Annotated in this window: 12 protein-coding genes; 3 read left to right on the top strand and 9 right to left on the bottom strand. The window is 61.1% G+C overall.

What is annotated here, in order from left to right:
• Positions 1-840 precede the first annotated feature (840 nt).
• Positions 841-1,737, bottom strand: coding sequence for a LysR family transcriptional regulator (locus tag FBY12_RS13920; RefSeq protein WP_145253196.1), 897 nt, complete (start codon positions 1,735-1,737; stop codon positions 841-843).
• 161 nt (positions 1,738-1,898) lie between these two features.
• On the opposite strand from FBY12_RS13920, the gene FBY12_RS13915 reads away from it, so the two are divergent.
• Positions 1,899-2,918 carry an alpha/beta hydrolase gene (locus FBY12_RS13915; protein WP_145253194.1) on the top strand — a complete coding sequence of 340 codons (1,020 nt, stop codon included), beginning with the start codon at positions 1,899-1,901 and terminating at the stop codon, positions 2,916-2,918.
• A gap of 83 nt (positions 2,919-3,001) precedes the next feature.
• A complete protein-coding gene (locus FBY12_RS13910; RefSeq protein WP_145253192.1) occupies positions 3,002-4,429 on the top strand; it encodes a mechanosensitive ion channel family protein in 1,428 nt (475 codons plus the stop codon).
• A 304-nt stretch (positions 4,430-4,733) separates the two neighbouring features.
• Here the strand turns inward: FBY12_RS13910 and ycaC are convergent, their stop codons facing one another.
• The 6 genes from ycaC to FBY12_RS13870 form a co-directional block, all read right to left on the bottom strand.
• Positions 4,734-5,360, bottom strand: coding sequence for an isochorismate family cysteine hydrolase YcaC (ycaC, locus tag FBY12_RS13905; RefSeq protein ID WP_145253190.1), 627 nt, complete (start codon positions 5,358-5,360; stop codon positions 4,734-4,736).
• Between the two features lie 65 nt (positions 5,361-5,425).
• The gene (locus FBY12_RS13900; RefSeq protein ID WP_145253188.1) at positions 5,426-7,264 is read right to left on the bottom strand and encodes an amidohydrolase; all 1,839 of its coding nucleotides are present in this window, start codon (positions 7,262-7,264) and stop codon (positions 5,426-5,428) included.
• Positions 7,261-7,875 carry an antibiotic biosynthesis monooxygenase gene (locus tag FBY12_RS13895; protein WP_145253186.1) on the bottom strand — a complete coding sequence of 205 codons (615 nt, stop codon included), beginning with the start codon at positions 7,873-7,875 and terminating at the stop codon, positions 7,261-7,263. The genes FBY12_RS13900 and FBY12_RS13895 overlap by 4 nt, the downstream gene beginning before the upstream one ends.
• Complete coding sequence (locus tag FBY12_RS13890; RefSeq protein WP_145253184.1) at positions 7,868-8,284, bottom strand: DoxX family protein; 417 nt, start codon at positions 8,282-8,284, stop codon at positions 7,868-7,870. The genes FBY12_RS13895 and FBY12_RS13890 overlap by 8 nt, the downstream gene beginning before the upstream one ends.
• 860 nt (positions 8,285-9,144) lie before the next feature.
• Entirely contained in the window at positions 9,145-10,068 is a 924-nt protein-coding gene (locus tag FBY12_RS13875) for a LysR family transcriptional regulator (RefSeq protein ID WP_121732194.1), read from the bottom strand.
• A 72-nt stretch (positions 10,069-10,140) separates the two neighbouring features.
• Positions 10,141-11,124 carry an MBL fold metallo-hydrolase gene (locus tag FBY12_RS13870; protein ID WP_145253180.1) on the bottom strand — a complete coding sequence of 328 codons (984 nt, stop codon included), beginning with the start codon at positions 11,122-11,124 and terminating at the stop codon, positions 10,141-10,143.
• A gap of 276 nt (positions 11,125-11,400) precedes the next feature.
• On the opposite strand from FBY12_RS13870, the gene FBY12_RS13865 reads away from it, so the two are divergent.
• Positions 11,401-11,901, top strand: coding sequence for an AraC family transcriptional regulator (locus FBY12_RS13865; RefSeq protein WP_145253178.1), 501 nt, complete (start codon positions 11,401-11,403; stop codon positions 11,899-11,901).
• Positions 11,902-12,182: 281 nt separating this feature from the next.
• Here the strand turns inward: FBY12_RS13865 and FBY12_RS13855 are convergent, their stop codons facing one another.
• The gene (locus tag FBY12_RS13855; RefSeq protein WP_109501790.1) at positions 12,183-13,007 is read right to left on the bottom strand and encodes an alpha/beta fold hydrolase; all 825 of its coding nucleotides are present in this window, start codon (positions 13,005-13,007) and stop codon (positions 12,183-12,185) included.
• A 55-nt stretch (positions 13,008-13,062) separates the two neighbouring features.
• The gene (locus tag FBY12_RS13850) at positions 13,063-13,629 is read right to left on the bottom strand and encodes a flavodoxin family protein (protein WP_145253174.1); all 567 of its coding nucleotides are present in this window, start codon (positions 13,627-13,629) and stop codon (positions 13,063-13,065) included.
• Positions 13,630-13,933: the final 304 nt, after the last annotated feature.

Genomic DNA, 13,933 nt, shown 5'->3' with positions numbered 1-13,933 from the left:
AATCCCTGTGGGAGTGAGCCTGCTCGCGATGGCGGTGTATCAGTCACATCTGCATCAACTGACCCACCGCCATCGCGAGTAAGCTCAGCTCCCACAGGTTTTGCGCCCGGCACAAACCTCGCGTTCACAGCAAATCCCTGTGGGAGCGAGCAAGCTCAGCTCCTACAGGTTTTGCGTCTGGCACGAGCCTCGCGTTCACAACAAATCCCTGTGGGAGTGAGGCTGCTCGCGATGGCGGTGTGTCAGTCACATCTGCATCGCCTGACCCACCGCTTCGCGAGCAAGCTCAGCTCCCACAGGTTTTGCGTCTGGCACAAGCCTCGCGTTCACAGCAAATCCCTGTGGGAGCGAGCTTGCTCGCGATGGCGGTGTATCAGTCACCAACTGCATCACCTGACCCACCGCTTCGCGAGCAAGCTCAGCTCCCACAGGTTTTGCGCCCGACACAAACCTCGCATTCACAACAAATCCCTGTGGGAGTGAGCCTGCTCGCGATGGCGTTGTATCAGTCACATCTGCATCGCCTGACCCACCGCTTCGCGAGCAAGCTCAGCTCCCACAGGTTTTGCGCCCGACACAAACCTCGCGTTCACAGCAAATCTCTGTAGGAGTGAGCCTGCTCGCGATGGCGGTATATCAGTCACATCTGCATCAACTGACCCACCGCTTCGCGAGCAAGCTCAGCTCCTACAGGTTTTGCGCCCGACACAAACCTCGCGTTCACAGCAAATCCCCGTGGGAGCGAGCTTGCTCGCGATGGCGGTGTATCAGTCACATCTGCATCAACTGACCCACCGCCTCGCGAGCAAGCTCAGCTCCCACAGGGGAATGTGCCTGGCTCTAGAGCACGCCCTGAGTCTGATCCAGCCGCTCCCGCAAAAACTCGATAAACGCCTGCACCGGCCGCGAGCCCTGGCGGTGTTGCGGATACACCGCTGATAACGTCAGCGGTTCGGGGCTGAAGTCTTCCAGCACTGGCACCAGCCGCCCTTCCTTCAATGCCGCGCCGACGATGAATGTTGGCAGGTACGTGACGCCCATTCCGGCCACCGCCGCATCCCTCAGCACGTCGCCATTGTTAACCCGCATCCGTCCGGTGACGTTGACGGTCAGCGGTTTGCCCGGTCCATCGAAACGCCATTGCACCTGACGACCGTGGCCGTAGGGCAGGCAGTCGTGGTTGAGCAGGTCCTCAGGTTTGCTCGGCGTGCCGCGTTCGGCGAGGTAGTCAGGGCTGGCGCAGTACACGCGCTTGATCGAGGCGATGCGCCGGGCGATCAGGGTCGAGTCTTCCAGCACGCCGATGCGCAACGCCAAATCGTAGCCTTCGCCGAGCAAATCCACCGGGCGGTCGCTGAGGTCGACTTCGACGCTGACGTCGCGATAACGCTGCAGAAACACCGGCAGCAAACACCCCAAATGCGCCAGTGCAAACGATAGCGGCGCGCTGAGGCGAATCGTGCCCCTTGGCTCGGTGGTTTGCCCGGCGATGCCCTGCTCCACCTGCTCGACTTCACCGAGCAGGCGCAACGCCGATTCGTAGTAGCTCTGGCCCAGCGGAGTGACGTCGAGACGTCGGGTCGAGCGATTGAGCAAGCGCACGCCGAGGCGTTCTTCGAGTTGCATCAACCGGCGGCTGACGAATTGCTTGGACAAGCCCAGTTGGTCCGCCGCCGCAGTGAAACTGCCGGAATCCATGACTTGGCAAAAAATACGCATATCTTCGAACGGGTTCATTGTCACGCCTTGGTTGACAGTCAAACACTTTATAGCTGCTTTTTCCCTTTCTGGCACCAGCTTAATCTGTGTCCACGGTGTTGCTGAGGCCTGAAAGCCAGCGCCAGCGGCAACCTGACCCTCAGGTAGACAATCTCAAACGACTAAAAAAGGATTTACCCATGGACCTCGTCAAAAAGACCCTCGCCGCCTCCTTTCTCGCCCTCTCCATCGGCAACGCCTTCGCCGCTGGTAGCCCGGGTGTCGAGCACAACACCCAGGCCTTCCTCGAAGCCCTCGCGGCGGGCGGTGGCAAACCGCTGGAGCAACTGAGCCCGAAAGATGCCCGCGCCGTGCTGAGCGGTGCGCAGAACTCGGTGAAAGTCGATCTGTCGGGCGTTGAAGTCAGCCAGCGTTCGATCAAGGTCGGCGAGCAAAACGTCGGCCTGACCATCGTCCGTCCGGCCAACGTCAAAGGTCAGCTGCCGGTGTTCATGTTCTTCCACGGTGGCGGCTGGGTGCTGGGCGACTACCCGACTCACCAACGCTTGATTCGTGACTTGGTGGTGGGCTCTGGTGCCGTCGCGGTGTACGTCGATTACACGCCGTCGCCGGAAGCGCAGTACCCGACCGCGATCAACCAAGCTTATGCCGCCACCCGTTGGGTTGCCGAGCATGGCAAAGAACTTGGCGTCGATGGCCAACGCCTCGCGGTGGCCGGCAACAGCGTCGGCGGCAACATGGCAGCGGTCGTGGCGTTGATGGCCAAGGAGCAGAAAACCCCGGCACTGCGCTTCCAGTTGCTGATGTGGCCGGTCACCAACGCGCAGTTCGATAGCGCCTCGTACCAGCAATTCGCCGAGGGTCATTTCCTCACCAAGGGCATGATGAATTGGTTCTGGGACAGCTACACCAAAGACCCTGCCCAGCGTGCGCAGATCCATGCCTCGCCGCTGCAAGCGAGTACCGAACAGCTCAAAGGCTTGCCGGCGGCGCTGGTGCAAACCGCCGAGTTCGACGTGCTGCGTGATGAAGGCGAAGCCTATGCCCGTCACCTCGACGCGGCCGGTGTGCCGGTGACGGCGGTGCGCTACAACGGGATGATTCACGACTTCGGTTTGCTTAACCCGCTGAGTCAGATCCCGGAAGTGAAGGCAGCGGTGCGGCAAGCGGCGTTGGAATTGAAAACGCATCTGAACTGATCCGATTGATTTGTGGCGAGCCCCCTCGCCACAGTTATCACTTGGCACAAAACCGCATCAAGCCGCCTTCCGGAGTTCCCGCCATGTCCCTCGTCTACGACCATCCGCTGTCCTGGAGTGCCCTGTTGCTGGTGATCGACGCCCTGCTCTGGCAGCTCGCGCCGTTCAAGCATCGCGTCACGCGCATCGGCCTGCGCCTGGCGCTGTTTGTGCTCTTCAGCGCGGTGATCATCAACGCCGGCGTCAGCCCCTTGCAGTCACCGCTGTTCGCTGACGACCGCGTGGCGCAACTCGGCGCCACGGCATTGGGGATCGTTTGGTGGTTGTACGCCGCGCGGGTGCTCACCGAAGTCATCGGTCTGCTGCTGATGCGCCGCATCGGCCACAGCGGCCGGTTGCTGCAGGATGTCATCGGCGCGCTGGTGTTTCTGATCGCCATCGTCGCGGCCGCCGGGTATGTGCTGGAGCTGCCAGTCAAAGGTTTGCTGGCGACTTCCGGCGTGGTCGCCATCGTGGTCGGTCTGGCGCTGCAAAGCACTTTGAGCGACGTGTTTTCCGGGATCGTGCTCAACACCACCAAGCCGTATCAGGTGGACGACTTTGTCGCAATCGACGGCGTCGAAGGCAAGGTGCTCGACATCGACTGGCGCGCCACTCATTTGCTGACCAGCGCCGGGACCATGGCGGTGGTGCCGAACTCGGTGGCGGCGAAAGCCAAGATCGTCAATCTGAGCCGACCGAACAACATGCACGGCGTGTCGATCAGCATTCACGTGCCCAACCATATTCGTCCGCGCCGCGTGCTCGATGCGCTGGATCGCACGCTGCAGGGCAGCAGCACGTTGTTGCTCAATCCGGCACCGAAAGCGGTGCTGAAAGAGGCCGGCGAAACCATGTCGGAGTACGTCGCCAGCGGTTTTATTGCCGAGCTGGGAAAAAAATCCGAAGTGCGCAATCAACTGTTCGATCTGGCGCATCGGCATCTGGAAGCGGCGGGTATTTCCCGGCAACTGGACGGCGTGATCGAACCGTCGACGCGCGCTCGGGCATTGCTTGATGAGGTGAAAATCTTCCGTTCGCTCAGCGAGGATGAACGCGACCGCTTGGCGCAGTCGATGGTCGCGCAGCAGTACAGCGCTGGCCAGGTGGTGCTGGAGCTTGATGAGGTGCCGGACAGTCTGTTCGTCATCGCCACCGGCGTGGTCAGCGCGACCGTGCCCGATGGCGTCGGCCAGACCGAGGCTGGGCGCATGGGCCCGAGCGAGGTGATGGGCGAACAGAGCATCCTCACCGACACGCCGTCCCAGGCCTGCTTTACCGCGCTGACGTCGTGCATCATTTACCGCATCGACAAATCCCTGACCCGCGATTGCATGGCGCAACGCAACGAAGTCGGACGCGCGTTGAACAAGTTGCAAGCCGTGCGCCAGCAGAACAGCCGATTGGCGTTGATGACGGCGCCGGTGCCGGCGCGCAAGGGTGGTTTTTTGGGATGGTTGCAAAGACGTTGAAGGATTGGCGACGGCTTTGCCGCCGAACGCAGCCTCGCGGAGCTCGGCAGCTGCTACAAGGTATTCCGGCGTCGCACAAACCCCTGTAGCAGCTGCCGAGCACCGCGAGGCTGCGTCCGCGATCTCAAACCCCACACATCAAAACAAAAAAATACCCACACATCGGCGGGTATTTTTCATTGCCCGCCCCAAATCCCTGTAGCAGCTGCCGAGCACCGCGAGGCTGCGTCCGCGATCTAAACCCCCACACACCAAAACAAAAAAATACCCGCACATAGGCGGGTATTTTTTTCCGCGGCGAGGCTTATTTTGCGGTCAGCGCCGAGTAGCTGTTCATCAGGTTGCGATAGTTCGGGATGCGCGGCGACAGCAGGTTGGCCAGGCCTTCCATGTCGTTGCGCCAGTCAACTTGCAGCTCGCAAGCCACCGAGAACCAGTTCACCAGTTGTGCGCCGGCGGCAGTCATGCGCGCCCAGGCGGCTTGCTGCACGGTTTCGTTGAAAGTGCCCGAAGCGTCAGTCACCACGAACACTTCAAAACCTTCCGCCAGCGCCGACAGCGTCGGGAACGCCACGCAGACGTCCGTCACCACACCGGCGATGATCAGTTGCTTGCGGCCAGTGGCTTTTACCGCTTTGACGAAATCTTCGTTGTCCCAGGCATTGATCTGGCCTGGACGCGGGATGTACGGCGCGTCCGGGAACAGTTCCTTGAGCTCCGGCACCATCGGGCCGTTCGGGCCGCTTTCGAAACTGGTGGTGAGGATGGTCGGCAGTTTGAAGAACTTGGCCAGGTCCGCGAGGGCCAGCACGTTGTTCTTGAACTCGTTCGGCGAGAAATCCTGAACCAGCGAAATCAGGCCAGTCTGGTGGTCGACCAGCAATACAACCGCGTCATCTTTGTTCAGACGTTTGTAAGGAACGTTGCTCATGTGAAACCCCTCGTTAGTGGATGGTGCTTAAGGCGCCGGCACCTGGCCGGCGCTTTGTTTGATCATCAGAAAGCAAAGCACGAGCAGCCGAAAGCGCCCCAGAAACCGGCGAAATCGCTGACCGGCGCATTCGACAGACGCGCCTTTTCGTGGCTGTGGGAGTGCACGCCACACGGCCCGCTGCAATGGTGAACCTGTGCCTGCATCGGCGATGTCGGGCGCCAGTGGCCGGGGACTTTCACCACCGGCGACCAGTCCGGCAGCACCGGCACACTGGCCGGGCCGAGTTTTTCGAAGTCGCCGGCGGCGTACACCACTTTGCCGCCAACCACGGTCAACACCGACTCGATCCACTTGATCGCTTCTTCATCGACGCTGAAAAAATCGGCGCTGAGTGCCGCAATGTCCGCCAGTTGCCCGACCTTGATCTGGCCTTTTTTGCCCTGCTCGGACGAGAACCAGGCGCTGCCGTGCGTGAACAATTCCAGCGCGGTCAACCGTGGCAAACCTTCGGCGTGCAGCTCGAGACCGCCGACGGTGCGGCCGCTGACCATCCAGTACAGCGAGGTCCAAGGATTGTAGCTGGACACCCGCGTGGCGTCGGTGCCGGCGCCGACCGGTACCCCTTCGGCCAACATGCGCTTGATCGGCGGCGTCGCTTCGGCGGCTTTGGCGCCGTAACGCTCGACGAAATATTCGCCCTGGAACGCCATCCGGTCCTGAATCGCAATGCCGCCACCCAGCGCCCGCACCCGCTCGATGTTCTGCGGCGTGATGGTTTCGGCGTGGTCGAAGAACCACGGCAAACCGTTGAACGGAATGTCGCGATTGACCTTCTCGAACACGTCGAGCATGCGGCTGATGGATTCGTTGTACGTGGCGTGCAAACGGAACGGCCAGCGCTGTTCCACCAAGTGCCGAACCACCGGTTCCAGTTCCTCTTCCATGGTTTGCGGCAGGTCAGGGCGGGGTTCGAGGAAGTCCTCGAAATCGGCTGCGGAGAACACCAGCATTTCCCCGGCGCCGTTGTGCCGCAGGTAGTCGTCGCCCTGGTGCAGGGTCACGCTCGACGTCCAGTTTTTGAAGTCGGTGAGTTCTTCCTTGGGCTTCTGGGTGAACAGGTTGTAAGCGATGCGCACGGTCAATTGGTCATCTTTTGCCAACTGTTCGATGACTTGGTAATCGTCCGGATAATTCTGGAAACCGCCGCCGGCATCGATGGCGCTGGTCAGACCGAGGCGATTGAGTTCGCGCATGAATTGGCGGGTCGAGTTGACCTGATATTCCAGTGGCAACGTCGGCCCTTTGGCCAGCGTCGAATACAAAATCATCGCGTTCGGCCGCGCCACCAGCATGCCGGTTGGCTCGCCGTTGGAATCGCGAACGATCTCGCCGCCCGGCGGGTTCGGCGTGTTGCGCGTGTAACCGGCCACCCGCAGCGCCGCGCGGTTGAGCAAGGCGCGGTCGTACAAATGCAGGACGAATACCGGCGTGTCCGGGGCTGCCTGGTTGAGTTCTTCGAGGGTCGGCATGCGTTTTTCGGCGAACTGGAATTCGTTCCAGCCACCGACCACGCGCACCCATTGCGGGGTCGGCGTGCGGTCGGCCTGATCCTTGAGCATGCGCAAGGCATCGGCCAGTGACGGCACGCCTTCCCAGCGCAATTCGAGGTTGTAATTGAGGCCGCCACGGATCAGGTGCAAGTGCGAGTCGTTGAGGCCGGGAATCACGCAGCGGCCTTTGAGGTCGATGACTTGCGTGCCGGAACCGCGCAGCGCCATGGCTTCGGCGTCGGAGCCGACGGCAACGAAACGCCCGGCACTGATCGCCACGGCGGTGGCGAATGGGTTTTCACGGTCAACGGTATGAAATTGGCCATTGAACAGAATCAGATCGGCGTTCATCGCGTTTCCTCAGGCTGAGTGGAATGGGACAGCCACGGCGCGAACAGCCGCGTCGCCATGGGCATGAACAGGTACACCACCGATACGACGATGGTCAAAGTGATCAGAAACGTGGCGACCACGTAGTTGGACAGCAACGCGTTGAGCCGCAGCAGCGGCCCCCAGATGATCGGCACCAGCAAGGTGTGCGGCAGAATCACCAGCAAAGTCACCACGGCCTGCTTCCAGCGCGGTGGCGGTGGCGACGCAGTGTCGGCGGTGGGCGCGAACCAGAATTCGTTGAGCGGATTGACCTCGGTCTGGTCGCCGTCGGCCAGCATCGGCGCCGCTTGGCTGACCAGCTGCAAGCGTTGCGGCGAATCGAGCCAGCGCTGCATCGCTTCGGTGGAACAGAAGCGCAGCACGCAGGTGTACATGTCGAGGCCGGCATTCTTGCCGCGCATCACGTCCACGCCCAAATGCCCGTCCTGCTGCCCGGCGATGCTCACAATGTTGCGCAACCAGGCTTCGTACGGTGTCTCGAAACCGGCCTTGATCCGGTGTTTGATGATCAAGGTCACGACTTCTTCGAAGCCCGGTTTTGCGTCGGCGGGCTGGATGGCATCAGGCATAACGGAACACTCCGGCGAAACGATCGTTGAGCGCCAGCCGTCCCGGCCCGGCGATGAAAATGCTGGTGAAGAGGATCAGCAGCAGCCAGCCGAACTGGCCTTCGAAAAGGCTCCATTGCGGATGCACGATCAACAGCGCCACCAGCAGCACAAACAGAATGGGCAGGCACGCCAGGCGCACCAGCACCCCGGCGATGATCAGCAGCGGGCACAGCACTTCGGCGAATATCGCCAGAATCAACGTGAGGTTGGCGCCGAGGTGGAATGGGTCTTCGATCAGTTGCAGTTGCGCGGTGTAGTCCAGCTGCTTGGGCAAACCGTGCACCCACAGCAGAAACACTGCGCCGCTGACCCGCAGAAACAGCAGCCCGAGATCCCGACTCCGTTCATCCCATTCCGATGCGTTCATCGCCTGCGCGCCCCTGTGAAAAAATCACCGGCATGGCTTCGCCGGCACTTGCATCGATAGTGCCGGGTCGGGGCTAGGGAAAATTGAATGTACGTGCTCTTTTTGCGGGGCTCCCTGTGGGAGCAAGGCTTGGGATCACCGCTCTCTGTGGGAGCAAGGCTTGCCTGCGATGGCGTCCTTGGAATCGCCATCGCGAGCAAGCTCAGCTCCCACAGGGATTTGCCCAAAGCTTGAGATCACCGCTCCCTGTGGGAGCAAGGCTTGCCCGCGATGGCGTCCTTGGAATCGCCATCGCGAGCAAGCTCAGCTCCCACAGGGATTGGCGCAAAGCTCGATATCACCGCTCCCGTGGGAGCAAGGCTTGCCCGCGATGGCGTCCTTGGAATCGCCATCGCGAGCAAGCTCAGCTCCCACAGGGGATTGCGCAAAGCTTGAGATCACCGTGCCCTGTGGGAGCAAGGCTTGCCCGCGATGGCGTCCTTGGAATCGCCATCGCGAGCAAGCTCAGCTCCCACAGGGATTTGCGGAAGGCTTGGGATCACCGCTCTCTGAGGGAGCAAGGCTTGCCCGCGATGGCGTCCTTGAAATCGCCATCGCGAGCAAGCTCAGCTCCCACTGGGATTTGCGCAAAGCTTGGGATCACCGCTCCCGTGGGAGCAAGGCTTGCCCGCGATGGCTTTCTTGAAATCGCCATCGCGAGCAAGCTCAGCTCCCACAGGGATTGCGCAAGGCTTGAGAGCAGGATCTTTCCCACAACAGGGGATTGCGCAAGGCTTGAGATCACCGCTCCCGTGGGAGCAAGGCTTGCCCGCGATGGCGTCCTTGAAATCGCCATCGCGAGCAAACTCAGCTCCCACAGGTCACGCGGTTGGGATGTTCAGCGGTTCGGACATGAATTGGCTGATCTGCGCGCGCAGCCAGCGTTCGGCCGGGTCGTTGTCGTGGACGCCGCTCCAGGCCATCGATAATTGCGCGGCTTCGATCGGGAACGGCGGATCTTCGGCGCGCAGCGCACAGCCTTCGACCAGCGCGCACGCTGCGTAATCCGGCACCGTGGCGATCATCTCGGTGCCCGCGAGCAAAGCGCGCAAGCCACTGAATTGCGGCACGCCGAGCACCACCCGCCGACTGCGGCCGATCTTCGCCAGATCGAGATCGATGTTGCCGCTCAAATCCCCGGAAAACGAGACCATTGCGTGCGGCCGCTCGCAGTATTCGTCCAGCGTCAGCGGCCCCGGCCGTTTGTCCCCGCGCAATACCTTGCAGGGGATATCGCGCAATTTTTTGCGTTTGGCGTTGGCCGGCAGATCCGTCGTGTAGCTGACCCCGACAGAGATTTCCCCGGAGGCCAGCAGAGCCGGCATCAGCAGGTAATTGGCGCGGCGCACCACGACGATGATCCCCGGCGCTTCCTCGCGCAGATGGCTGAGCAATGGCGGAAACAGACCAAATTCGGCATCGTCCGACAAACCGATACGGAACACGTCGCAGCTGCTGGCCGGCTCGAATTCCTTGGCGCGGCTGACCGCGCCGGAAATCACGTCCATCGCCGGTTGCAGCTCCTTGAGAATCGCCAGCGCGCGTGCTGTCGGTTCCATGCCGCGACCGTTGCGCAGCAGCAACGGATCGTCGAACAGATCGCGCAAACGCCCCAGCGCCGCACTCACCGCCGGTTGCCCCATAAACAGCTTTTCAGCGACACGGGTGAGGTTCTTTTCGAACATCAAGGCTTCGAAAATCACCAGCAGGTTCATGTCGACGCGGCGCAGATCGTTACGGTTCATCAGCAGGGTCCTTTGTGTGTTGAGTCGGCCTGGCGGTCAGCGCAAAAACCGGGAGGCAGCAGTGCCGGAACTTTACTCGATCAACGGCACTTTCGCCGCTCGTTTGTAAGGGCCGTATTCCACTGGCACCCATTGGAAATGTTTGCCCTCGGCAGCGATATGACCAATACCGGGAAACGGCAGATGCGCAGCGGTCACCCAGGTTTTGCTGGTCGCCGCAGCGCTGAACACCTGATTGCGGCTCTTGATCGCCTGCTGGCCGTCGGTGTCGAACCCGATCGATACCTCTGGATGCAGGAACTGCACGGCGAGGTTATGCACCAGGTCGCCCATGAACAAAATGCTCTGGCCCTCAGAGGTGAAGCGATACGTCGTGCTGCCCGGCGTGTGCCCGGCCTCCAGCGTTGCCTCGACACCCGGCACCGGCGATTGCCCGGTGGCGAAGGTTTTGAAACGCCCCGCTGCGACATAAGGCGCGGTCGAATCCTGGGCGATTTTGAAATAGGCCTTGGCCGCTTCCGGTGCTTTGGCCAGCGCTTGCGGGTCGAGCCAATAATCCGCTTCAGGCTTGGCGGCGTAGACCGTGGCGTTGGCGAAGATCGGTTTTTGCTCGGCGTCGACCAGTCCGCAGACGTGGTCCAGGTGCAAGTGGGTGAGCAGCACGGTGTCGACCTGATCCGGCTGATAACCGGCGGCTTGCATGTTCTGCGAAAGCATCCCGGCGGTGGCGCCGATGCACTGCCCTGCCCCGGTGTCGACCAGGATCAGTTGCTTGCCGGTGTTGATCAAAAACGCATTGAACGCCGTTTGCACGCCCGGCGTTTCAATCGAACGCCGCGCCAGCAATGCGCGGATCTGGCTCTGGCTCAGGCCCTTGAGCAATTTTGGCGACAAGTCGTTGTAGCCGTCAAACAGCGCCGTGACTTCGTAATCGCCTACCGCCAAACGAAAGTAACCCGGCACTTGAGTGCCGACCTGCGCTGGCGCTGCCGCCATCGAAGACGCGGATGCCAGCGCGATCGCGAGGCCCAGTGTGCCAATCAGAAAATGCCGCATGCGTTCACCTTTGATGTACCTGAAAAGAGCGGCCAGCGAGGCACGCCACAAGTCGCCCATGTTGCACTGCTCAGGCAGCGGCCGACTTGCAGCGATGTGCTGAGTTGGCGCAGTGGCTGCGTGTAAACCGCGCGAAATTAACAACGTTTAACTCGCCTGTCGGCCGCCCGCGCCCAAGAATGAAGCCCTCTGCGCAGACCTGTTTTTTCTCCAAAGGGAAGGTGCTGATCCACCGTGCAGTGCGCCCGCGCATTCCCACCGACACGGAAATTTGTCATGGCCCACGTTCAGTCCAACGCCGTCCGGGCGTCCGCCACGCCGATGCAAAAACCCAGCACCGGCGGCCTCGCGCCCTGGCGGGAAAATCTGGTCAAGCAACTGATTCTGGATGGTCTCAGCGATACCCTGGAAGTCACCGAACTGGCCCGCGCCTGCGCGCTGTCACGCAGCCATTTCTCCCGCGCATTCAAGTGCAGCACTGGGGTTTCGCCGCAGGACTGGATTCGTTGCCAGCGCATCAACAAAGCCAAGCAACTGATCCGCGACACCGACCTGACACTGACGCAAATCAGCCTCGAATGCGGCTTCTGCGACCAGGCACATTTCTGCCATATCTTCACCCGCAGCGAAGGGATCAACCCGTTTGCGTGGCGTTGCAAAGTGGTGCGCGCGATCTCTTGCACACGTGGGCCGAACAGAAAACCTGTGGCGAGCGAGCTTGCTCGCGCTGGGTTGCGCAGCAGCCCCGACCTCTCGGTTACGACGCAGATTTTGTGAGCGCTGCGCACTCAAACGCGAGCAAGCTCGCTCGCCACAGGTTCAGTGACTGCACATTATTGCCGCCCCACCCCAAAAACCCTGTGGGAGCAAAGCTTGCTCGCGATGGCGATTTCGAGAACGCCATCGCGGGCAAGCCTATCTCCCACTGAGATTGTGCGACCCGCCGCAAACCATTGTAGGAGTGAGCCTGCTCGCGATAGCGGTGTGTCATTCAACCTGAATGCTGGCTGACAAGCCGCCATCGCGAGCAGGCTCGCTCCTACAGGTTTGGTATTTGATCAGGCCTTGAGGAAGGCCAGCAGGTCTTCGTTGAGCTGGTCTTTATGGGTATCGGTCAAACCGTGCGGCGCGCCTGGGTAGACTTTCAGCGTCGAGCCCTTGACCAGTTTTGCCGAGGCAATCCCCGCCGCTTCAATCGGTACAACTTGGTCCGCGTCGCCATGCACGACCAAGGTCGGCACGTCGAACTTCTGCAAATCTTCGGTGAAATCCGTTTCCGAAAACGCCTTGATGCAGTCGTAAGCGTTCTTGTGGCCGGAGCTCATGCCTTGCAGCCAGAACCAGTCGATCATGCCTTGCGACGGTTTGGCGTCAGGCTTGTTGAAACCGAAAAACGGGCCAGCGGCGAGGTCCTTGTAAAGCTGCGAACGGTCGACCAACGAAGCCTGGCGAATGCCATCAAACACTTCCAGCGGCAAGCCGCCCGGATTGGCTTCGGTCTTGAGCATCAGCGGCGGCACCGATGAAATCAGCCCGGCCTTGGCCACCCGGCCAGTGCCGTGACGGCCGATGTAGCGCGCCACTTCGCCGCCGCCGGTGGAGAAACCGAACAACACCGCATCCTTCAGGTCGAGCAGTTCGATCAACTGCGCGAGGTCGTCGGCGTAGGTGTCCATATCGTTGCCGTCCCAAGGCTGGCTGGAGCGGCCATGGCCACGGCGGTCGTGGGCGATGACCCGATAGCCTTTGGACGCGAGGAAAATCATCTGCGATTCCCAACTGTCGGCGTTCAGCGGCCAGCCGTGGCTGAAGACAATCGGCTGCCCAGTGCCCCAATCCTTGTAATAAATCTCGGTGCCGTCGCGCGTGGTGAAGGTGCTCATGTGGCGTGCTCCATTTCGGTGGGATGTAAACGGTAGATAAAAAAAATCAGGCAGATCAGCTATTCATGCGTTCGGCCAGCCGCGCCACCCGCTCGCCCAAGTGCGCGGCGGTGCAGCGATCCTCCGGCGGTGGTGCGTCGCCGGGCGCTTGCTCGACGTTCGATTGGGCCATCGCCCCCAGCGAGCTGCCGAGGCGATTCAGTTGGCCGTCGAACACCCCGCTGCTGCTGCGCGCCGGCAACAGGTCGAGGCCAACCCAGATCATCGAATGCTGCGCGGCGAACACCGCCATTTGCAGCAAGGTATTGAGTTTGTCGCCGCACAGCGAACCGGAATTGGTGAACCCGGCAGCGAGTTTGTCGCGCCACGGCTGGGCCAGGTAAAACGCCGCCGTGGCTTCCATGAAACCCTTGAACGAAGCCGACGCGCTGCCCATGTAAGTCGGGGCGCCGAAAATGATCGCGTCGGCCGAGTGCAAATGCGCCCATTGCGCGTCCACGTCCTCCACCGAAATCAGCCGGCAGGTACTGCCCGGATGCCGTTCGACGCCTTGGGCGACGGCTTCAGCCATGACGCGGGTGTGCCCGTAGCCACTGTGATAGACCACCACCACGTTGCTCATTGCAGCGAACTCCAAAAGTGTCCATTCCCTTAACACTGCGAAGACCAGAGTCTTCGTTGGACTTGAAGCCGCAGAGTTTTGGGCGTAGACCAGACATTCGACGAGTTAAACGTTGTTAATTTTCAAAACGCCGCCCGCCTCAACTACGCTCCGTTTGTCACACAGATGCCCAATAAATACACGCTGACCCCGCGCACGCCGAACGCAGCAGTCGCGATGAACACCTGACAGTCAGGCGCGCCCTGATTGCACTGCCGCGCAACCCTTGGGAATATGCCCACAAACCGCGTATTAGACGGATGCA

This window comes from Pseudomonas sp. SJZ131 (assembly GCF_007828705.1).
Taxonomy (GTDB): Bacteria; Pseudomonadota; Gammaproteobacteria; order Pseudomonadales; family Pseudomonadaceae; genus Aquipseudomonas; species Aquipseudomonas prosekii.
Note: the sequence above shows the minus strand (reverse complement) of the source record. Positions and strands in the feature narration are given on the sequence as shown.